Source organism: Cytobacillus sp. Bva_UNVM-123 (assembly GCF_046351715.2).
GTDB lineage: Bacteria > Bacillota > Bacilli > Bacillales > Cytobacillaceae > Cytobacillus.
In genome coordinates, this window is record NZ_CM177772.1 from 755,364 (window position 1) to 777,346 (window position 21,983).

General features: G+C 38.0%; 21 protein-coding genes. 19 read left to right on the forward strand and 2 right to left on the reverse strand.

The window, feature by feature from the left end; translation table 11 throughout:
- The first annotated feature begins 492 nt into the window (after nucleotides 1-492).
- The 19 genes from KDN24_RS03680 (at nucleotide 493) to KDN24_RS03770 (ending at nucleotide 20,647) form a co-directional block, all read left to right on the forward strand.
- Complete coding sequence (locus KDN24_RS03680; RefSeq protein ID WP_409975343.1) at nucleotides 493-1,737, forward strand: alanyl-tRNA editing protein; 1,245 nt, start codon at nucleotides 493-495, stop codon at nucleotides 1,735-1,737.
- Nucleotides 1,738-1,908: 171 nt separating this feature from the next.
- On the forward strand, nucleotides 1,909-2,226 hold the full coding sequence (locus KDN24_RS03685; RefSeq protein WP_409975344.1) for a DUF3870 domain-containing protein: 318 nt from the start codon (nucleotides 1,909-1,911) through the stop codon (nucleotides 2,224-2,226).
- A gap of 169 nt (nucleotides 2,227-2,395) precedes the next feature.
- Nucleotides 2,396-3,220, forward strand: coding sequence for a D-aminopeptidase DppA (gene dppA / locus KDN24_RS03690; protein WP_491348311.1), 825 nt, complete (start codon nucleotides 2,396-2,398; stop codon nucleotides 3,218-3,220).
- Between the two features lie 14 nt (nucleotides 3,221-3,234).
- Complete coding sequence (locus KDN24_RS03695; protein WP_409975346.1) at nucleotides 3,235-4,164, forward strand: ABC transporter permease; 930 nt, start codon at nucleotides 3,235-3,237, stop codon at nucleotides 4,162-4,164.
- 169 nt (nucleotides 4,165-4,333) lie between these two features.
- Nucleotides 4,334-5,287: an ABC transporter permease gene (locus KDN24_RS03700; protein ID WP_409975347.1), complete on the forward strand. Its 954-nt coding sequence runs from the start codon at nucleotides 4,334-4,336 to the stop codon at nucleotides 5,285-5,287.
- Nucleotides 5,288-5,296: 9 nt separating this feature from the next.
- Entirely contained in the window at nucleotides 5,297-6,295 is a 999-nt protein-coding gene (locus KDN24_RS03705) for an ABC transporter ATP-binding protein (RefSeq protein WP_409975348.1), read from the forward strand.
- 73 nt (nucleotides 6,296-6,368) lie between these two features.
- Nucleotides 6,369-8,015, forward strand: coding sequence for a peptide ABC transporter substrate-binding protein (locus tag KDN24_RS03710; protein ID WP_409975349.1), 1,647 nt, complete (start codon nucleotides 6,369-6,371; stop codon nucleotides 8,013-8,015).
- Nucleotides 8,016-8,679: 664 nt separating this feature from the next.
- On the forward strand, nucleotides 8,680-9,600 hold the full coding sequence (locus tag KDN24_RS03715) for a S66 peptidase family protein (RefSeq protein WP_409975436.1): 921 nt from the start codon (nucleotides 8,680-8,682) through the stop codon (nucleotides 9,598-9,600).
- A 12-nt stretch (nucleotides 9,601-9,612) separates the two neighbouring features.
- Nucleotides 9,613-10,713 (forward strand): mandelate racemase/muconate lactonizing enzyme family protein, encoded by a 1,101-nt coding sequence (locus KDN24_RS03720; protein ID WP_409975350.1) that lies wholly within the window; start codon nucleotides 9,613-9,615, stop codon nucleotides 10,711-10,713.
- Nucleotides 10,714-10,893: 180 nt separating this feature from the next.
- Complete coding sequence (locus tag KDN24_RS03725; protein ID WP_409975351.1) at nucleotides 10,894-11,823, forward strand: C40 family peptidase; 930 nt, start codon at nucleotides 10,894-10,896, stop codon at nucleotides 11,821-11,823.
- A 2-nt stretch (nucleotides 11,824-11,825) separates the two neighbouring features.
- Nucleotides 11,826-12,848 (forward strand): ABC transporter ATP-binding protein, encoded by a 1,023-nt coding sequence (locus tag KDN24_RS03730; RefSeq protein ID WP_409975352.1) that lies wholly within the window; start codon nucleotides 11,826-11,828, stop codon nucleotides 12,846-12,848.
- Nucleotide 12,849: 1 nt separating this feature from the next.
- A complete protein-coding gene (locus tag KDN24_RS03735) occupies nucleotides 12,850-13,638 on the forward strand; it encodes a serine hydrolase (protein WP_409975353.1) in 789 nt (262 codons plus the stop codon).
- Nucleotides 13,639-14,036: 398 nt separating this feature from the next.
- Complete coding sequence (locus KDN24_RS03740; RefSeq protein WP_409975354.1) at nucleotides 14,037-15,050, forward strand: siderophore ABC transporter substrate-binding protein; 1,014 nt, start codon at nucleotides 14,037-14,039, stop codon at nucleotides 15,048-15,050.
- A gap of 19 nt (nucleotides 15,051-15,069) precedes the next feature.
- The gene (locus tag KDN24_RS03745) at nucleotides 15,070-16,086 is read left to right on the forward strand and encodes an ABC transporter permease (protein ID WP_409975355.1); all 1,017 of its coding nucleotides are present in this window, start codon (nucleotides 15,070-15,072) and stop codon (nucleotides 16,084-16,086) included.
- Nucleotides 16,083-17,147, forward strand: a complete 1,065-nt coding sequence (locus tag KDN24_RS03750) for an iron chelate uptake ABC transporter family permease subunit (protein ID WP_409975356.1) — start codon at nucleotides 16,083-16,085, stop codon at nucleotides 17,145-17,147. The genes KDN24_RS03745 and KDN24_RS03750 overlap by 4 nt, the downstream gene beginning before the upstream one ends.
- Nucleotides 17,144-17,896 carry an iron ABC transporter ATP-binding protein gene (locus tag KDN24_RS03755; RefSeq protein WP_409975357.1) on the forward strand — a complete coding sequence of 251 codons (753 nt, stop codon included), beginning with the start codon at nucleotides 17,144-17,146 and terminating at the stop codon, nucleotides 17,894-17,896. Before KDN24_RS03750 ends, KDN24_RS03755 begins: the two co-directional genes overlap by 4 nt.
- A 455-nt stretch (nucleotides 17,897-18,351) precedes the next feature.
- The gene (locus KDN24_RS03760) at nucleotides 18,352-18,495 is read left to right on the forward strand and encodes a cytochrome c oxidase subunit 2A (RefSeq protein ID WP_409975358.1); all 144 of its coding nucleotides are present in this window, start codon (nucleotides 18,352-18,354) and stop codon (nucleotides 18,493-18,495) included.
- Between the two features lie 20 nt (nucleotides 18,496-18,515).
- Complete coding sequence (locus KDN24_RS03765; RefSeq protein ID WP_409975359.1) at nucleotides 18,516-18,998, forward strand: cytochrome c oxidase subunit II; 483 nt, start codon at nucleotides 18,516-18,518, stop codon at nucleotides 18,996-18,998.
- On the forward strand, nucleotides 18,995-20,647 hold the full coding sequence (locus tag KDN24_RS03770) for a b(o/a)3-type cytochrome-c oxidase subunit 1 (RefSeq protein ID WP_409975360.1): 1,653 nt from the start codon (nucleotides 18,995-18,997) through the stop codon (nucleotides 20,645-20,647). Before KDN24_RS03765 ends, KDN24_RS03770 begins: the two co-directional genes overlap by 4 nt.
- A gap of 168 nt (nucleotides 20,648-20,815) precedes the next feature.
- Here the strand turns inward: KDN24_RS03770 and KDN24_RS03775 are convergent, their stop codons facing one another.
- Together KDN24_RS03775 and KDN24_RS03780 are read right to left on the reverse strand one after the other, a co-directional pair.
- Nucleotides 20,816-21,253, reverse strand: a complete 438-nt coding sequence (locus tag KDN24_RS03775; RefSeq protein WP_409975361.1) for a Dps family protein — start codon at nucleotides 21,251-21,253, stop codon at nucleotides 20,816-20,818.
- A gap of 145 nt (nucleotides 21,254-21,398) precedes the next feature.
- Entirely contained in the window at nucleotides 21,399-21,980 is a 582-nt protein-coding gene (locus tag KDN24_RS03780; protein WP_409975362.1) for a YqaA family protein, read from the reverse strand.
- Nucleotides 21,981-21,983 lie beyond the last annotated feature (3 nt).

A 21,983-nucleotide genomic window follows, 5' to 3' on the forward strand; every position in this document is an offset into this window, starting at 1 on the left:
CAGAAAAAGAGTTAGCAGTGTCCCAAAGAGTGTAAATAAGACCATAGGTTGCAGAAAAAAGAGGTAGCGGTGGTCTCAAAGAGTGCAAATGAGACCACAGGTTGCAGAAAAAAGAGATAGCAGTGGTCTCAAAGAGTGTAAATGAGATCACAGGTTGCAGAAAAAAGAGGTAGCGGTGGTCTCAAAGAGTGTAAATGAGACCACAGGTTGCAGAAAAAAGAGATAGCAGTGGTCTCAAAGAGTGCAAATGAGACCATAGGTGGCAGAAAATGAGATAGCAGTGGTCTCAAAGAGTGTAAATGAGACCATAGGTTGCAGAAAAAGAGATAGCGGTGGTCTCAAAGAGTGTAAATGAGACCATAGGTTGCAGAAAAAGAGGTAGCGGTGGTCACTTGCAAAATCCATATCGATAAAAAAGAGGAAAAATCTTGTGAAAAATGATGTTTTCAGGCAAATTAAAGTTATGAAAAAAAGCGAAAAGAGATGATTACTTTGTCAGCAGAAATAAACGGTAAAAATGTAACTGAGAAAAAACTATATTATAAAGATCCATACATAACCTCATTTGTGACAAACTTATTAAAGCAAGAACAAGATGAAGAGGGAAGATGGTATGCTGTTTTAGAAAAAACGGCCTTTTATCCAACTGGTGGTGGGCAGCCGCACGATACTGGTACCATTCATCATACGGAAGTTCATCAGATGGAAGTAATTGATGTTGAAGAAATAGATGGGGAAATCCGTCATTATTTAAAAGAGAAAATCCGCGATGTGACCAAAGAGGTATCAGGTCAGATTGACTGGAATAGAAGATTCGATCATATGCAGCAGCATGCTGGACAGCATATATTAACAGCGGCCTTTGTGGAATTATTTGATATTGCAACAGTTTCCTTTCATTTAGGAAAAGAAACATTAACGATTGATCTTGATATTGAGGAATTAACGGAAGAGCAAGCTCAAGCGGCTGAAGACTTGGCGAACCAAATTATTTTAGAAAATCGCCCTATCCAAACAAAATGGGTTTCACAAGATGAATTGTCTCAATACTCCCTTCGTAAGCAATTAAGTGTAACGGATAATATTCGCCTTGTCATTATACCTGAATTTGATTATAACGGCTGTGGTGGAACACATCCAAGATCGACAGATGAGGTTGGGACGATTGCGATTTTGGGCTGGGAAAAGCAACGGAAGAATACGCGAGTTCAATTCATTTGTGGGAATCGTGTTCGGAGCCAGTTTCACGAAAAGCATAAGATTGTTAAAGAATTGACGGGGCTGTTAAATGCTCCAGAACAAAAAATTATCTCTACTGCAAAACGATTACTTGAAAATGGGAAGACACTCGAAAAGAATATAGAAGAACTACAAGGAATGCTCATTGAATATGAAGCGAAAGCTTTACTTGCGAATGCGCTGCAATCTGAAAAGGGAATCATTGTCAGCAATGTCTTCCAAAACAGAAGTATTCAGGAAATTCAAAAGCTCGCCCGAACTATTACGACTCTTTCTAATGAATCACTCGTTTTCTTTATAAATGAAGCGGATGAAAAGCTGCAATTTGTTTGTGCAAAAGGTTCAATGCCGTCGTTAAGCATGAAGAGCATTTCAGCCAATATTCTTCCATTAATAAATGGAAAAGGCGGAGGAAATGACTTGTTTGCTCAAGGCGGAGGAGAAGCCATACTGACAGGCGAGCAATTGCTTAGTCATATGCTTAAGAAAATAGATTGAAACCAATCAAAAAACTTACGGTTAATTAAATATTTAGAAAAATCCAATAAAAATGTTGTCTTGCTGTCCCTGTTGTATTACAATTCATTTAAGGGCTATGCATTATGATGAATGTTTATGTTATCCACATGAATACCTCTCGTAATATCCTTGCTCTGCAGGAGGCACGCTATGTTTCAGGAAACGACTGTTTATATTGTCGGTGACAGTAAGACCGCATTAAACAATCCAATTATGCAAAAATATAATAGCTTCTTTATCGGACTCGTCATCGATAGAGAAACAGATGAAATCGTTGATGCAGAGTGTTCATCGACTATTAATTTAACTTCTTTGTTCATAAGATCATTATTTAAAGGGAAGTCAATTATGGAAGTCGATAGGATGCTTGAGGAAATCGAGCAGCGTTACTTCGGTTCATCACAAAAGGCTTTGATGGTTGCTTTTAAAAATGCAAGTATTAAATATACGCAATTAATAAATAAGTAAGCTGCTTTTTCTGTTTGACGCAGATAAAATCCAGCTGTTGGAGATGAAACTTTCCCCTCTGACAGCTGGATTTTTTATTTGTGCTAATCGGAAAGTTATTTTGGTACATACTTGTCATTTTTAGAAAAAGAAGAACATTAAATAGAAATATAAGGGGGGCAAGCAAGAAATGAAATTATATGTATCAGTAGATATGGAAGGAATTACAGGTTTAGCAGATTATACTCATGTTGATTCTTCAAAGCATAACTATGAGCGCAGCCGTCTTATCATGACAGAAGAGACAAATCACGTGATTACCGCAGCATTTAATAGTGGGTGTAAGGAAGTTTTAGTAAATGATAGTCATTCGAAAATGAATAACCTCTTAATTGAGAAGCTTCATCCAGAGGCATTGCTCATTACAGGTGATGTGAAGCCGTATTCGATGGTGCAGGGGCTGGATGCGAGCTTTAGTGGAGCTATGTTTGTTGGTTATCATGCAAGGGCTTCAATGAGAGGGGTTATGTCCCATTCGATGATCTTTGGTGTGCGAAATATGTATGTTAATGATGTTGCTGTTGGAGAGATGGGCTTAAATGCGTATGTTGCTGGCTATTATGGCGTTCCTATTCTGATGGTGGCTGGGGATGATCGAGCAGCACTGGAGGCTGAAAAGCTGATTCCTCATGTAACAACGGCGATCGTAAAAGAAACCATTACCCGTTCAGCTGTTAAATCGCTCACTCCTGCAAAAGCAGGTGAGCTTTTAAGAGAAAAAACAGCTGCTGCATTAAAAAATAAGCAGCTTGTCGAGCCGCTTATTCCTCCGAAAGATCCACTATTAAGAATTGAGTTCGCCAATTACGGGCAGGCCGAGTGGGCAAGTCTTATGCCTGGGACAGAGCTTGAAGAAAATACAACGATCGTACGCTATCAAGCAAAGGATATTCTTGAAGCCTATCGCGCCATGCTCGTGATGGTTGAATTAGCAATGAGAACTTCATTTTGTTAGGAAGTGTTATGTAAATGACTGTTTATGTAGTGAAACGACTCATTGCCATGCTGATTACACTTTGGCTTATTATTACGTTGACATTTTTCCTTATGCACTCTATTCCAGGTTCTCCTTTTACAGATGAAAGGGCGACAAGTGAAGCGGTGCAAAAAAACTTAGAAAAATTTTATCATCTTGATCAACCACTCTATGTTCAATATGGCATGTATTTGAAATCAGTCATCACTTTTGATTTTGGCCCTTCGATCAAAAAATCATCGCAAACTGTGAATGATTTGCTCGGAAGGGGATTTCCAGTTTCCTTTGAGCTCGGAATTGTCACCCTAATCGTAGCGGTTATTTCAGGAATAACGCTCGGTGTCATTGCTGCACTTAGGCATAACGGGTTCATTGATTATCTAGCCATGACGATTGCGGTTCTCGGAATTTCCATTCCAAACTTCGTGATGGCCACTTTATTAATTCAACAGGTTGCTGTTAACTGGGGGATACTTCCAGTTGCCACATGGGTAAGTCCAAAGCATATGATTCTTCCAACTTTAGCTCTAGCAACAGGGCCAATGGCGATTATTGCTAGATTAACGCGAGCAAGTATGCTTGAGGTTTTAACCCAAGATTATATTAGAACGGCAAAGGCAAAAGGACTATCTCCGGTAAAAATTGTTTTTAAACATGCATTAAGAAATGCGCTTTTACCTGTAGTTACCGTACTGGGCTCATTAGCAGCCAGCATTTTAACTGGAACGTTTGTCATAGAGAAAATCTTTGCCATTCCGGGAATGGGTAAGTACTTTGTGGAAAGTATTAACCAGCGTGATTATCCCGTCATCATGGGGACTACTGTATTTTACAGTACGATCTTAATAATTATGCTCTTTTTAGTCGATATTGCTTACGGTCTCCTCGACCCACGAATAAAGCTACATAAAGCGAAAAGCTGAAGCGGCTTGAGCAGGGGCGACAAGCTTAAGCTGTGCTGATAAGGTGGCTGTAGTTTAGCCTCATGTCAGCATGGCTTAAGACCTCGAGCCCCTAGCCGCTGAAGCTAGACAATGAAAAGCTGAAGCGTCTTGAGCCCCGATTCATCGAAGTAAGAAAGGAGGGGAATGAATGGAGTTAAGAAAAGAAAACGAACGAAATATTGCTCCAAATATTCCAGATGAATGGTTTACTCCAATCAATAAAGACAGTGCTGGTGCGGAAGCGATTGTTAGGCCAAGTTTAAGCTATTGGCAAGACGCATGGCGCCGCCTGCTAAAAAATAAATTAGCCATGCTCGGATTGATTTGTCTTATTTTATTAACAATAATGGCCATCTTTGGGCCGATGATGTCACCTCATCATGTTGCAGAGCAAAAGCTTGCTAACCAAAATCTCCCACCATCAAGCGAATATTGGTTTGGGACAGATGAATTAGGGAGGGACATGTTTTCTAGAACATGGCTTGGTGCCAGAATATCCTTATTCGTTGGAATTGTTGCGGCCCTGATTGATTTTGCAATTGGTGTCGTTTATGGAGGGATTGCTGGTTACAAAGGTGGAAATACGGATCATGTAATGATGAGAATTATTGAAATCCTGTATGGATTGCCGTATTTGCTTGTTGTTATTTTAATTAGTGTTGTCATGGGACCAGGCTTGTTCACGATTATCTTTGCCCTTACTGTAACGGGTTGGGTAGGAATGGCGAGAATTGTAAGGGGGCAAGTACTGCAAATTAAAAACTATGAATTCGTTTTCGCTTCAAAGACATTCGGAACAAAAACAGGAAGAATTATCCGAAAAAACTTACTTCCAAATACAATGGGCCCAATTATTGTGCAAATGACGTTGACGGTTCCATCCGCTATTTTTGCAGAGGCATTTTTAAGCTTTCTTGGACTAGGCATTCAACCGCCTTTAGCAAGCTGGGGTTCAATGGCAAGTGATGGACTATCAACCATTCTTTCAGGACATTGGTGGCGGTTATTCTTCCCTGCATTCTTTATTTCACTCACAATGTTTTCATTTAATGTACTAGGGGATGGATTGCAAGATGCACTTGATCCGAGGCTAAGGAGGTAAACAAACATCATGGAAAAAGTTCTTGAAGTGAACAATCTTCATGTTGCCTTTCAAACATATGGGGGAGAAGTGAAGGCTGTCCGAGGTGTTACGTTTGATCTTTATAAAGGAGAAACATTAGCAATTGTTGGTGAATCAGGCTGTGGGAAGAGTGTTACTTCGCAAAGCATCATGCGCCTAATTCCAAACCCACCAGGAAAAATTACAAATGGTTCTGTTTTATTTAAAGGAAGAGATTTAACAAAAATAAAAGAACCGCAAATGAGAGATATTCGCGGTGCTGATATTTCGATGATTTTCCAAGACCCGATGACGGCTTTGAATCCGACCATTACTGTTGGAGAGCAAATCGTTGAAGGAATTTTGCAGCATAAGTCAATATCAAGACAGGAAGCCCAAAAAAAGGCTTTGCAAATGCTTGAACTTGTCGGGATTCCAGATCCAAAAGAACGCTTAAAGCAGCATCCACACCAGTTCAGTGGTGGAATGAGACAGCGGATTGTCATTGCTATGGCACTTGTTTGCCAGCCAGAAATATTAATTGCAGACGAACCAACGACAGCTCTTGATGTTACGATTCAAGCTCAAATTCTTGATTTATTTAAAGATATTCAGAAGAAAACAGGCGTATCCATTATTCTGATTACCCATGATTTAGGTGTAGTTGCACAAGTTGCCGACCGAATTGCAGTCATGTACGCGGGGAAAATCATTGAAGCAGGATCAAGGAGAGAGATATTTTACAACCCGCAGCATCCTTATACAAAAGGACTATTAAACTCAGTTCCACGACTTGATCTCGAGGATGCAGAGCTTATCCCAATTGGGGGCTCTCCACCAGATTTGTTTTCGCCGCCAACCGGCTGTCCATTTACAGCGAGATGCAGCTATGCAATGGAAGTTTGTGAAAAAGTTTATCCTTTTAGAACAGAGCTGAGTCACGAGCATTATGTTGAATGCTGGCTTCAAGACGAACGTGCTATGAATATGCTGGCAAAAATGACGTGAAGTTCTTTTCTATCAGCAATGCTCATATAGCTGAAAATAAAAAAATAAGGATGATAAAAAAGGGGGAAAGAAAATGAAGAAGATTTTATCTCTGTTGTTCGTAGGGTTGTTAGCTGTTGTGCTTAGTGCGTGTACGGCCAAACAGGATGCAGGGACTGAACCGAAAAAGAATGATAATGAGAACAAACAGGAGGAAGGGACGAAGGAGGATGTAGAAAAGGTTCTATATTTGAATAATGGGATGGAACCAACATCATTTGATCCACCGATTGGCTTTGATTCTGTTTCTTGGAGCCCATTAAACAATTTGATGGAAGGTTTAACACGCCTTGGGGAGACACATGAACCAGAGAAAGCAATTGCTGAAGGCTGGGATGTGTCTGCTGACGGGAAAGTTTATACATTCCATATCCGTGAAAATGCGAAATGGTCTAATGGGGATGATGTGACCGCAGGTGATTTCGTGTTTGCTTGGAAAAGGCTATTAAATCCTGATACCGGCTCTCCAGCCGCATTTCTAGGTTATTTCATTGAAGGTGGAGAGGCTTACAATAATGGAGAGGGAACGGCTGATGATGTGAAGGTAAGAGCTGTAGATGAAAAAACATTTGAGGTCACATTAATAAGCCCACAAGCGTATTTCTTAAGTGTTATTACGAATCCAGCTTTTTTCCCAATCAATGAAAAAGTGGCAACAGAAAATCCAACGTGGTTTGCTGAAGCAGCAACATTTGTTGGAAACGGGCCATTTAATTTAACTGAATGGGAGCATGATAGCCATTTTGTGATGGAGAAAAATGAGCAATATTGGGATGCGGCAAATGTGAAGCTAGACAAAGTTCATTGGGCTATCATTGATGACACAAATACAGAATATCAAATGTTTCAAACAGGAAACTTAGACACTTCTGGCATTCCAGCTGATTTAAGTGAGCAGCTCTTTGAAGAAGGAAAAGTTCAAGTTGAAGATCAAGCTGGTGATTATTTCTTTAGATTCAATGTCACATTGGAGCCGTTCCAGAATGTAAATATTCGTAAAGCATTTGCAATGGCAGTTGACCAACAGCAAATTGTCGAATATGTAACGAAAAAAGGGGAGAAGCCTGCATACGGATTTGTTTCATACGGATTTAAGGATCCTTCAGGGAAGGATTTCCGAGAAAAATCAGGTGATTTAATCAAAACAAATGTGGAAGAAGCAAAAGCATTATTAGCAAAAGGAATGGAAGAGGAAGGTTATGATACACTCCCTGAGGTCACATTAACATATAGTACAAGTGACTCACATAAGAAAATTGCGGAAGCTCTTCAGCAAATGTTTAAGGACAATTTAGGTGTAGAAGTAAAACTAGCAAACATGGAATGGAAGGTATTTGCTGAAGAACAAACAGCATTGAAATTCCAGCTTTCACGCAGCTCCTTCTTAGCAGATTATGCAGATCCAATCAACTTCCTAGAAAACTTCCAAACTGGACTTTCTATGAACCGCACCGGTTGGAGCAATGCTGAATATGATCAATTAATTAAAGATGCAAAGAACGAGGGAGACGAAACAAAGCGCTACGAATTAATGTACAAGGCAGAAAAGATTCTATTTGATGAAATGCCGATCTTCCCGCTTTATTTCTATAATCAAGCATACTTGCAAAATGAAGCTGTTACAGGGATTGTTCGTCATCCAGTTGGATATATCGAGCTGAAAAATGCGGATAAAAACTAGTTAAAGCTTTGAATTAAATGTGAATCTTGTAAAATTCGCTTTTGAAACTATTGAGGTCGATTCTCAGCAGAGCACCAAAAGAATCGACCTCATAACCAAGAAGGTATGTAAGATGAAAACGATACTATAGTATTTTACAAATTTTGTCTACTTAGGCTGATAAATGTGTATAATCGGCTGATAAATAGCAAAACTCCGCTGATAAATAGCTGAATTTCGCTGATAAAATGTAAAAAGTTGGATATCGCTGAAAAATGGGGCATAAACTAAAGTTTAAATAATGTTAGCACCTATAATACTGCATAAAAAAAGCAAAGGTATTCGCCGAAAGGACTTGGCGAACGCCAAGTTTTTCTAAAAGAATAAGAAAGAAAATTTATACAGCTACAGTCCTTGATACTATCGTATTTTACATTAAAGTTCATATCTTTTTTGCACTGAGTTGATTGGAGTGGAAGACGCGAGACTTCTGTGGGAAAAGCGGACTGGTGAGACCCCGCAGGAAAGTGAGCGACGAGGAGGCTCACCGTTTGCCCCACGGAAAGCGAAGCGTCTGGAACGGAAATCAACGGACAAGTTAATAAATAGTTTGCAGTGGCTGAATGGCTTGTCAGAGTGCTTGCGCTTTTTTAAAGACTTTCAAGAAAATAAAGGGTGTGACAGCATGTTAGTGAAACCGAAGCGACTAAAAAAAGGAGATACGGTTGGCATAATCGCACCTGCAAGCCCACCGAATCAAGAAAATTTACAGCGTTCCTTCGCATTTTTAGAAGAGTTAGGTTTAAAGATAAAGGTAGGCAATCATGTTTATGCACAATATGGTTATTTAGCTGGAAGTGATCAAGATAGGTTAGCCGATTTACATATGATGTTTTCGGATCGAGAAGTAAAGGCGATCATTTGTGCAGGTGGGGGATATGGCACAGGGCGAATTGCTTCGCAAATTGATTATGCTTTAATTAAGAGAAACCCAAAGATTTTCTGGGGCTACAGTGATATTACTTTTTTGCATACCGCAATTCGACAGAAAGCAGGTCTTGTCACCTTCCATGGTCCGATGCTTGCCTCCGATATTGGAAAAGTAGATGTGGACCCTTTATCTAAGGAATGTTTTAAGCAGCTTTTTGAGCCGATGTTCATTGAATATACGAATGAAATTTCCCCTTTGGAAGCCTTAATAGATGGAAATGTAATAGGGGAGGTAACTGGTGGAAATTTAACTTTATTAGCTAGTTCCATTGGAACATCGTATGAACTTGATACGAAAGGAAAGCTGCTTTTAATTGAAGATATTAATGAGGAGCCGCGTTCAATCGACCGGATGCTGAATCAACTGCATATGGCTGGAAAATTGACGGACGCAGCCGGCTTTATCATTGGTGATTTTAATAATTGTGTTCCTGAAAGAGAGCTCTCCTTAAGTCTTGATGAGGTAATTGAACATTATATTTTTTTAGCGAATAAGCCGGCATTAAAAGGCTTTAAAATCGGACATTGTTCACCACATATTTCAATTCCACTCGGTGTTAAAGCGGAATTAAATACGGAAGAAAAACTACTAACGATCGAAAGTGGGATTCAATAAAGGGTGGTATATATGAAAATAGCAAAAATCGAAACTTTTAAAATCGCAATTCCACTTAGGAAGCCTTTTAAAACAGCATTACGGACAGTAAATACGGCGGAGTCTCTTATCGTAAAAATTACATGTGATAATGGGGTCATCGGCTGGGGAGAGGCACCACCAACGGTAGTTATAACGGGTGAGAGTCTTTCAAGTATTGAATCAGCCATACATGACGTATTAAAACCATATTTGGAAAAACAAAATTTATTAAATTACGAATCTATTTTTCAAGGGCTTCAAACGAATCTTATCGGAAATCCGAGTGCAAAAGCAGCGATAGACATGGCTTTATATGACTGTTTATCACAGCAATGCAATCTCCCGCTTTATCAGTTTCTTGGTGGGCATAAAAGTGAAATTGAGACTGATTTTACGGTTAGTGTGAATGGTCCGGAGGAAATGGGGGAAGATGCTGTCTCTTATGTGCAGCAAGGGTTTGATGTGCTGAAAGTAAAGGTTGGGAAGGATGATATTTTAACAGATATTGAGAGGATTCGTGAAATTAGAAAACGGGTTGGGAATAAAGTAAAGCTTCGTCTTGATGCCAATCAAGGTTGGAAGCCGAAGGAAGCTATACAGGTTATTCGAAAAATGGAGGAGCTGGATTTACAGATTGAGCTGGTAGAGCAGCCTGTTAAAGCATGGGATATTGCGGGGCTAAAGGAAGTCACTGATCATGTGGATACGATGATTATGGCTGATGAGAGCGTTTTTTCGCCAAAGCAGGCGTTTGAAGTGATAAAAACGAGAAGTGCGGATTTAATTAATATTAAATTAATGAAGTCTGGCGGCATTTATCAAGCCCAAATTATAAACCAGCTCGCAGAAGTTTGCGGTATGGAATGTATGGTCGGAAGCATGATTGAAACAAAAGTTGGCATTTCAGCTGCAGCTCACTTTGCTGCTAGCAAGAAAAACATTACCCGCTTCGACTTTGATGCTCCTTTAATGATGGCTAAAGAACTTGTCGATGGCGGCATTAAATATGAAGGTAGAAAAATTGTTCTCCCAAAGGAACCGGGTTTAGGAATTCGCAATGTTCAAGTAAAGAATAACCATATGAGTGTCTGAGGCGAAAACTTAATCGCAGATTAACGGGCTGTAAGACCTCCACTTCAAGAAGTTGAAATAAGAAAGAAATTCTAAGTGAGGGGCAACAGCCCGTGGCCCGATTGGTTCAACTAACAATCAGTGGGGGATGAATGAAAACCCCCACTGATTGAAGTTTCACTTTATAAGGGAGGGGTATACTTGGAGATTAAAGAAAAATGGCTTATCAATGTTCCAGTTGCAACTTTATGGACGTCATTTGATTCTGCAAGGGAAATTGATAAAGACGCGATCACTAACCCTGCTCATATTGAAGGTTGGCTGAAAGATTTATCCTATGAAACGAGTCTCGAGCTATGTAATAAAAATTTAGTCCAGTCGCAACTATTATATGGAGAAGAAGTAATAATTTTAGAAGAAAAGGGGGATTGGGTACAGGTAGCGATACCGACTCAATCCTCATCAAAGGATAGCAGAGGCTATCCAGGCTGGCTGCCAAAGGAACAAATAATGCTTACGGTAGGTTGGAAAATAGAGAGTAGTCCAATTGTTGTCATAACGGAAAAGCAGACGTCACTTTATAACTTTTCCAAAGAACCCCAGCTCGTATTAAGCTATCAAACATGGCTTCCGCTTATTAATAGAGAAGATCAATGGATTCAAGTTCAAACGCCATCGGGAGAGGGTTTTTTGAAAGCGGAAGATGCTGCTGTGTATGAGTCGATAAATCACTTACCGAAAGGCAATGGGAAGGATATCGTATCAGAAGGTGAGCGCTTTCTCGGTTTAGCTTATTTATGGGGTGGAATGAGCAGCTTTGGCTATGATTGCTCCGGTTTTAGCTATTCAATGTGCAAAGCAAATGGGTATATGATTCCTCGTGATGCACATGAGCAGGCTAAAGAAGGAGCTGACATTGTATTGGATAAAATACTGCCTGGGGATCTCTTGTTTTTTGCTTATGAAGAGGGAAAAGGCAGTATTCATCACGTCGGGATCTATTATGGGGATGGCAAGTTGCTGCATTCACCAAATACAGGAAAAAGCATCGAAATAATTGAGATGAAAAATACAATTTATGAAAAGGAGTTATGTACAGCAAGACGCTATTGGCAGGAGATGGAGGAATAGTCATGGCAAATGATGCATTATTACAGGTGAAACATCTTAAGAAACATTTCGCACTCGGAAAAGGACATATTTTAAAGGCGGTTGATGATGTTTCCTTTCAAATCAAAAAAGGAGAAACGTTTGGGATTGTTGGTGAATCTGGCTGTGGAAAATCTACAGCTGGCCGCACAATTATTGGACTGTATGATCGGACAGAGGGTGAGGTCCTGTATGAAGGGAAAAATGTCCATGAAATGACGGAAAAAGAAAGGTTTGCCTTTCACCGAAAAATGCAAATGATCTTTCAGGATCCATACGCTTCATTAAACCCTCGCTCAACCGTACAGGAGATTATTTCTGAGCCGATGGAGGTTCATAAATTATATCCAAACAAAAAAGAAAGATTGGCACGAGTGTATCAATTATTGGAGGATGTTGGCCTTAATCGAGATCATGCTAATCGCTACCCTCATGAATTTAGTGGCGGACAAAGACAGCGTATTGGAATTGCACGTGCCTTATCATTAGATCCAGATTTCATTATTGCTGACGAGCCTATTTCTGCACTAGATGTTTCTGTTCAAGCACAGGTGGTCAACTTACTAAAAGGTTTGCAAAAAAAGAAGAATTTAACGTATTTGTTTATCGCCCATGATCTTTCGATGGTTAAGCATATTAGTGATCGAATAGGGGTTATGTATTTAGGGAATCTCGTCGAACTTACCGAAAGTGCAAATCTTTATCAAAATCCACTTCACCCCTATACGAAGGCTTTGCTATCAGCCATTCCCATTCCTGATCCAGATGTTGAAGATGAACGTGAAAGAATCATTTTGCAAGGTGAGCTTCCAAGCCCGATTGATCCACCAAGCGGGTGTGTGTTTAGAACACGCTGTCCATATGTAATGCCTGCCTGTTCAGTAGAAAAGCCTGAGTGGAAAGAAATCGGAGAGAGTCATTTTGTTGCTTGTCATTTATACGATCAAAATATAACAGGCGACCCGAATCGTCCCGAGGTAGCTGTAACAATTCGAGGGAGAAAATAAGATGAGATTCTCGACGTTAGAAAGAGAAGTTTTAAAGCTGATAGATGCCTGTGAAGGTAGGGTTGGGCTTGTCATTGCAAGCAATGATGGAAAAATCGAAATCAATCATGATGAAAAATTTCCATCAGCAAGCTTAATAAAGCTCCCAATATTAATTGAAGGATTTCGTCAGTTTGATAGGGGGCTGCAAGATTTACATGAATCGATTCCAATTTCACATACTGATAGAGTAGAAGGATCGGGTGTTATCCACGCATTATCATCTGATTTAGATTTGAAAATAATTGATTTAATGACTTTAATGATTATTGTCTCAGATAATATCGCAACAAATTTATTAATTGAGCGGCTTGGAATGGAACAAATAAATAAATGCATGCGGTTCATCGGAATGAAAAATAGTCAGCTTAATCGGAAGATGATGGATTTTGCGGCTTTGAAAAATGGTGTTGATAATTATACGACAGCAAATGATATGATAATGTGCTTAAAAGCGATAGCTGAACGAGAATATTTAACTATCGAAAGTGTTGAACAATCATTGCGAATGATGGAAAAACAGCAATTTAAAGATAAGCTTGCTGCGACAATTAGCGATGAAGAAATGATTGTTGCTAATAAGACTGGCGGGTTGCCTGGGGTTGAACATGATTGTGCGCAATTTCGTTATAAAGACGAAGTGATCTATGCAGCGGTATTAATCGATCGGCTCCCATATCAGTCAGCAGGTCAGCAAACACTGTCAAGCATTGGAAATTTAATCTCAGCCTATATTAAAAAAGGAAACTAGCCTTTGAATGCATTCTATCGAATATGTGAAAATAGATGTGAGGCTTGTTAACTTCAAATATTGCTCAAAAAATAAATCCAAGCTATTTGATAGGAAACTCTTATCAAACAGCTTTTTTTTGTTTAGCGTACAATGCCAAATACATTTTTCACTTAGAAGCCATATTTAAAAATTAATGTTATAAAAAATGTTGATAATGTTTTTTGATTTGGTATACTTGAATAGAACATTGAAATTGATAATCAATATCATTTATTTTTATGTTGTCGCTGTGCACTATGTAAAATCGAGATAATTTTATTTAAATTGCTCATAAAAATAGAACATTGATATTAATTTCATCAATTCAATACTCTGTTTGTCTATTAAACTTACATATAAGGAGAGAGGTATAAGAAATGGGGAAGTTTAAATTAACTGTCATTATGGCAATTTTTGTTTTGATGTTGGCAGCTTGCTCAAATTCAAGTAATAAAACTGGTGAGACTAAAACGGATGAGAAAGTAAATGATTCTACTGAAGTTGCAACGGTTGAAATCACTGATGCCCATGGAACTGTTACTGTTCCTGTAAACCCAAAGAATGTCGTTGCTTTGGATAATAGAACGTTTGAAACTTTAGCTGATTGGGGAATTGAATTAGCGGCTGTTCCAAAGGCTGTAATGCCAGCGGATATAAAATATGTAGATGATGAGTCAGTTCAAGATATTGGAAATCATCGTGAACCAAATCTTGAAATTATCGCAGCTGTAGACCCTGAACTTGTAATTGTCGGTCAAAGATTTGCTAGCTATTATGAAGATATAAAAAAATTAGTGCCAAATGCAGCTGTTATTGATCTTAATGTTGACGTTTCTGAGGAAGCTGAGACACCTGGAGAAAACTTAGTAAATGGACTTAAAGATGCTACAATCGCTTTGGGACAAATTTTTGATAAAAATGAAGAGGCCAAACAATTGCTAGCTGATTTTGATCAATCTATCAAAGATGCTAAATCTGCCTATAATGGAACGGATACAGTTATGAGTGTTATCGTTTCTGGTGGAAATATTGGTTTTTCAGCTCCTCATACTGGACGTGTTTGGGGACCAATGTATGAAATTTTTGGATGGACTCCGGCATTAGAAGTTGACAAAACTACTTCAGATCATCAAGGTGATGAAGTTTCTGTTGAAGCTATTGCAGAAAGTAATCCTGATTGGCTTTTCGTACTAGATCGTGATGCTGCAGTATCTTCTACAACTGATGCTGTTCCTGCTAAGGATGTTATTGATAATTCACCTGCTCTTCAAAAAGTTACTGCTGTTTCTAAAGGACAGATCATTTATGCACCAAATGACACTTATACAAATGAATCAATCCAAACTTATATAGAGTTATTTGAAAACCTTGCAAATACTTTAGCTAAGTAGTGTAAAGGAGTATAACATAGTGCCGAAAAATGTCATTACCGGGGTTGAGAAAAATTCTCAACCCCAGCTTTATAACCACAATAAGATATGGACAAAACCTTTTATATTAGCGATTATAGTTGTTATTATTTTAGGCATTATATCACTGTTTACTGGAGTTTATGATATACGCGGACAAGAGGATGGAATGGAAATGTTTTTCATAACTCGTGTTCCAAGAACAGCTGCACTAATGCTTACTGGAGCTGCCATGTCAATGGCAGGACTCGTAATGCAACTTATTACACAGAATCGTTTAGTTGAACCTACCACAACAGGAACTATTGAATGGGCAGGTTTGGGCCTTCTTTTTGTTTACTTATTATTTCCTGCACCAACGTTAGTACTAAGAATGACTGGTGCAATCATTTTTTCTTTTATAGGAACGATGATTTTCTTTTTATTTTTAAGAAGAGTTAAACTTCGTTCGTCTTTAATTGTCCCGATTATTGGGCTGATGCTTGGAGCAGTCATTTCTGCAGTTTCTACTTTTATTGGCCTCCTTTTTCAAATGACGCAAAATATTGAAGGTTGGTTTGTAGGTTCTTTTGCGGCAGTTCAAGTTGGAAGATATGAATATTTATGGTTAATTGTTATCATTACTTTTCTTATTTTTATTTATGCTAATAGATTGACTTTAGCTGGACTAGGGGAAGATGTTGCAACAAGTCTTGGAGTAAATTACAATAGGATCGTTCTTTTAGGGACTGGTCTTATTTCTATTGCTGTTGGAATTGTTGCAGCTGTTATTGGTAACTTACCTTTTCTAGGTTTAATTGTCCCAAATATTGTTTCAATGTTTAGAGGAGATGATCTTAGAAGTAATTTGCCTTGGGTATGTGTGATAGGAATGGGTACTATAACTGTTTGTGACATCATTTCTCGAACAATTATAATGCCTTTTGAGGTACCTGTCTCTTTAATACTTGGAACAGTGGGGTCAGTCGTATTTATTGCTATTTTATTGAGACAAAGAAGACCAAGGAGGCTAAGATGAACGCATTGGAATATAGACATAAAGAAAATGTCGAAATCGATTCTAGCCTTGGTAATGAAAATAGATCAGCTAGAGCTTTTCGTTCTAAGCAAGATGAAAAACGTTATTGGATTTTGCTCATAACATTGATTGTTTTGGGCGTTCTTTCTGCGTATGGACTTTTAGTTTATAACAATCCGGTTCCAGTAGATTCACCTTCTTTTATCCCAGTTGTTAAGAGAAGGATAGTAGCTCTTGTTGCAATGATTATTGCTGCAATTTGTCATAGTTTGTCGACCGTTGCTTTCCAATCGATTACGAATAATAGGATTATTACTCCTTCACTTTTAGGTTTTGAATCACTTTACTCAACAATTCATACTAGTACAATCTTTTTCTTTGGTGCTAGTGCATTGATAAATTTTACTGGTATTGGATCATTTCTATTTAAAGTTATTGTAATGGTCTTGATGAGTTTGATTCTTTATGGATGGTTGCTTTCTGGAAAGTATGGGAATTTACAGCTTATGCTTTTGGTTGGAATTATTATTGGAACTGGACTGAATTCTGTGTCAACTTTTATGAGAAGACTTCTTGCGCCGTCTGAGTTTGATATTTTACAGGCAAAATTGTTTGGTTCTGTCAATAATGCGGATGCTGCATATTTCCCAATTGTCATTCCGATCGTAATCATTGTAGCATTATTACTTCTTGCTTATTCTAAGAATTTAAATGTATTGTCACTTGGAAAGGATGTCTCTACTTCTTTTGGAGTTAAACATCAATCTAGTATAATTTTTACACTTATATTAGTTTCTGTTTTGATGTCCATTTCAACGGCTTTAGTTGGACCACTTACTTTCTATGGCTTTTTAGTTGCAACTTTGAGTTATCAAGCGACTCCAACTTATGATCACAGATATATTTTTCCAATGGCCCTTGCTATAGGATTTTTGATCCTAACGAGTGCATACTTTTTTATGTATCATGTATTCAATGCTCAAGGTGTAGTTTCAGTTATTATCGAACTGTTTGGTGGTATAATATTTTTAATTGTAATTTTAAGGAAGAGGGCTCTATGATAAAGATTGAAAATGCTAGAAAGTTGTATAATGATAAGGTAAAAATAGGACCTTTGAATATTGAAATACCAAAAGCTGGTTTTACTTCTTTAATTGGACCAAATGGTGCTGGAAAGTCTACGACACTTTTGATGATAGGTAGACTTTTGGATATGGATGAAGGTCAAATTATGGTAGCAAATATGGATGTTTCTGACTGTAAATCAAAAGACTTAGCAAAAATTGTGACTATTTTGCGACAAGAAAATCATTTTGTAACAAGGCTTACTGTTAGACAACTAGCTGGATTTGGACGTTTTCCTCATTCAAAGGGAAGATTGACAAAAGAGGATGAGGCGATTATTTCTAAATACATCGATTTTTTAGACTTGACTGATCTTGAAAATAGATATTTAGATGAGCTTTCAGGTGGTCAAAGGCAAAGGGCATATGTTGCAATGGTTTTGTGCCAAGAGACTGAATATGTACTTTTGGACGAGCCTCTGAACAATCTTGATGTTGCTCGTTCTGTTCAAATGATGGAACATTTGAAACATGCTGCTAATGAATTTGGAAGAACAATTCTGACTGTTATGCATGATATAAATTTTGCAGCCAAATATTCTGATAGAATTTGTGCTATGAAAGATGGACAAATTGCCGCTTTTGGAACGGTAGAAGAGATTATGGACCCAAAAGTTTTGACGGATATTTTTGAAACAAAAATAGAAATTATCGATGGTCCTTATGGGCCAGTAGCGATTTATTAATTATAAAATTAAAAAAAGAAGCTTCTCAAAAAAATGAGTATGTCCAAGAAACCTAATGTAAATTAGATTATTTTTTGTATTCGTATTTAAAATATCTCTTCGATGATAAGGTGACCGTAGAATTCAACTCTAGCGTTGAGATTGATATAGAGATAAATAGTTGATTAATAAGGAGAAAAGCCGTCTAAAAAGATGGCTTTTTTTCTGTCATTATGCAGCTATACGAACCAAAGATAATAAATAGTGAGTATTTAAATTATACATATGTTGACTTCTTCTACTATCTTCTAATCCTTCATTATAGTGTTTTCTCTATAAATACTTGTTTTATGTTAATAACTAGAATGATATTGTGAAGACTATTTTCCACACATATTTAAAATAATGTTGGTAATACTACTTATTGCAGGGGGCTTTTTCCATCATTTCCAATTAAGGCTAGGAGAGAACGAGAGATGACATTAGAGAAACGAAAAGGAAGCAGTGATAATGATCAAAAAATGTCACTGCGAAGTACACTTACATCTGTTCTGTCTTTAGGTATTTTTGTGCTTTTATGTTGGCTAGGGACATGGGCATTATATTTAACTCGTCTTTAAGATGAAGAGAGGGATCATAATTGAAAATACATAAGTTTGAAAAAATCTGGCTTACCTTTGGAACAGCAACCTTACTATTTTTTTTAATTGTCATCGGTGTGAGTGCCTTTTACTTAGGAAATCAACCGCCTAGCTGTCTATTAACGATTGATCCGGAAAAAGTAGAACAAACGGCGCCATTTAATCAGCCTGGACTAAAAAAAATTGGAGAGAATGAATATAGATTAACAGTCGTGGCTTCAGCGTTTAATTATGATGTCGGTACTGATAATAAAATCGTTCAAGTTCCAAAAGGCTCAACTGTTCATTTTTATGTGACAACGAAAGACGTTGTCCATGGCTTTGGGCTAGCTGGTACGAATGTTAATATGATGCTTGAGCCAGGCTATATTAGTACTTATACAAATACCTTTAGGAAACCAGGCACGTATACGTTATTATGTAATGAATATTGTGGGGTTGGCCATCATTTAATGGCTGCAACCATTGAGGTGACAGGATGAAGACAAAAGGATTCGGCAGTATTCATCAAGGAGATTCAAAGGTCGCAATGGCCCATTTATATGTTGCCTTTATCGCCTTATTTATCGGAGCGACAGCAGGTCTATTGCAGACGCTAGTGCGTTCAGGGAAATTAACATTGCCTGCAGGCATTGGCTATTATCAATTGCTCACTTTACATGGGGTTGTGCTGGCACTTATTTTAACGACATATTTTATTATCGGCTTTATCATTGCAACCCAAAGCAAAACAGCAGGAGAATATAGCAATGGGGAGCGAAAGTGGTTATGGATTGGCTATATAATTATGACGATCGGGACTGTCTTAAGTGCAATTCTCATTCTCTTAAATGAAGCAACCGTCCTTTATACGTTTTATGCACCACTACAAGCACATCCTGGATATTATATTGGCCTTGCACTCGTTATTGTTGGTAGCTGGATGAGCGGATTCGTTGTTTATCATCGACATGCTAGATGGAGAAAAGATCATCGGGGAGAAGTATCTCCGCTATTAAGCTTCATGAGTGTGATTACTATGCTGTTATGGCACATAGCCACTTTAGGTGTTGCGGCTTCCGTTGTTATTCAATTTATCCCTTGGTCTTTAGGATATACAGAACGCATTGACGTATTAATTAGCCGTACACTGTTTTGGTATTTTGGCCATCCACTCGTTTATTTTTGGCTTTTGCCTGCTTATATGTGCTGGTATGCGATGATCCCACAAATTATTGGCGGCAAAATTTTCTCTGACTCACTGGCGCGTTTTGCCTTTATTCTTTTATTATTGTTTTCGATTCCAGTCGGATTTCACCATCAGCTGACTGAGCCAGGTATTGATCCGGCTTGGAAGTTTTTACAGGTTATTTTAACTTTTCTCGTTGTTATTCCATCGTTCATTACAGCCTTTAGTCTTTTTGCAACGTTTGAGAGAAGAGGACGTGAATTAGGGGCAACAACCCTTTTTGGCTGGTTAAAAAAAATGCCTTGGAAAGATGTTCGTTTTCTTGCTCCATTTGTCGGAATGTTTTGGTTTGCTTTTGCTGGAACGGGGGGAATTATTAATGCCTCACACCAAATGAATCAAGTTGTACACAATACGATTTGGGTGACAGGGCATTTTCATTTATCGATTGGGGCTGCTGTTATGCTGACCTTTTTTGGGATTACATATTGGTTAGTTCCTTCGATTACTGGACGAAAATTAACGAAGAAAATAAATAATCTCGGGATTGCTCAAACGATTACTTGGTCAATAGGAATGCTTTTTATGTCAGGTTCAATGCACTGGCAAGGATTGCTGGGAGCACCAAGGAGATCGAGTTATTCAACGTATATGGGAAATGCAGATACTCAATCATGGGGAGCCTATCAATTAGCTCAAGCTGTTGGAGGTTCAATCCTCTTTATCGGAGCGATCCTAATGTTAATTGTGTTTGTAAATCTTGTGTTTTTTGCACCAAGAGGGGAGGAAGAATTTCCTGTCGGCAAAGCGGCTGATGAAGCCGAACCAACCCCGAAAGTATTTGAAAACTGGAAGCTTTGGATTGGCTTATCATTTGCACTAATCTTATTTGCCTATACAATCCCATTTATAGATATTGTGCAAAACCTTCCGCCAGGTTCTAAAGGATTTCGCTTATGGTAATACGAACGTGAATATGTAATGAGAAGCAAGATGAAAAGCCTGTAAGGTATACGGTTAGATAAACAATCTATTACCGATACCGTACAGGCTTTTTTGTTATGATACATTTTTCTCATGATGCTGGCTCTACTATGTGATATTAAACACTGACTTTTTTTGGGAGTTGTATTATTCTCCTAAGTAAGAAGTAAGCATCCAAATATGAAGATCAAGCTTAGCTACTAAACCAACAGCAAGGTCGTTAATACTATCATTATCTTCGTCGTCAGCAAGCTCTGCTAAAGCTTTAAGCTCAGCTTGAAGCTTTTTATAGTCAGCCAGAAGGCTTGAAACCATATCATTTGCATTCAATTTGCCATTTTCTTCTTCGATTGTTGCAACATTCAAAAATTCTTTCATTGTTGCAATAGGAGTTCCACCGTTAGCTAATAATTTTTCTGCAACCTCATCAACGACATCTGCGGCTTCATTATAAAGCTCCTCGAATTTTTCATGAAGAGTAAAGAAAAATGGCCCTTTAACAAACCAGTGATAATTATGAAGCTTTGTGTAAAGAACACTCCAGTTAGCGACTTGTACGTTTAATGCTGCATGTAATTTTTCCATTTCTAATTCCTCCTTATAAATAACTTCTATCTTTATTATACCAAAACTAAAATTAAAATCAATACTAAATTATAATAATTACTATTTAATATTAAATATAAAATCAACCCAGCTGATATGAACCGGGTTATAGGATGTCACAGTATTATTTATTCTTTTTCTTTTTACGGATAATTATGTAGAGTATATAAATAATAATCACGAGAGCACTGCCGATAAATGTTAATAAGGTAAAGTTCTCCTCTATAAATGGCTTTGCTTGTGCTCCGAGAGCCATGATGATAATTGCTTCTAAAAAGAAACGTGCACCTCTTCCGATAATCGACCAGATGACAAGAACACGAAGTGAAATCTTGGATATACCTGCAAAGATTGTAAACACTTTGTACGGGATTGGTGTAAAAGCAGATATTAAAATAGCCAGAGGGCCATATTTATTAAAATAATGTTCAACCTTTTGGATTTTTTCTTCTGAAATAATTAATCTTAAAACAGGTCTTCCTAATTTTTTTCCGATAAACCAACCGAATATTGCCCCGAGAACAGATGCGACTGTCGTTAAAAATGCATACCAGAGGGCACTATCGGGATTTGCTATGCTCATTGGTATTAATAAAACATCCGGAGGAATCGGAAAAAAAGAAGAATCAGCAAAGGACACAAAAAACAATCCAATTAATCCATATTCCATGAGCCATTCTTCAATTGAGTGAATTAATTCAGACATTAT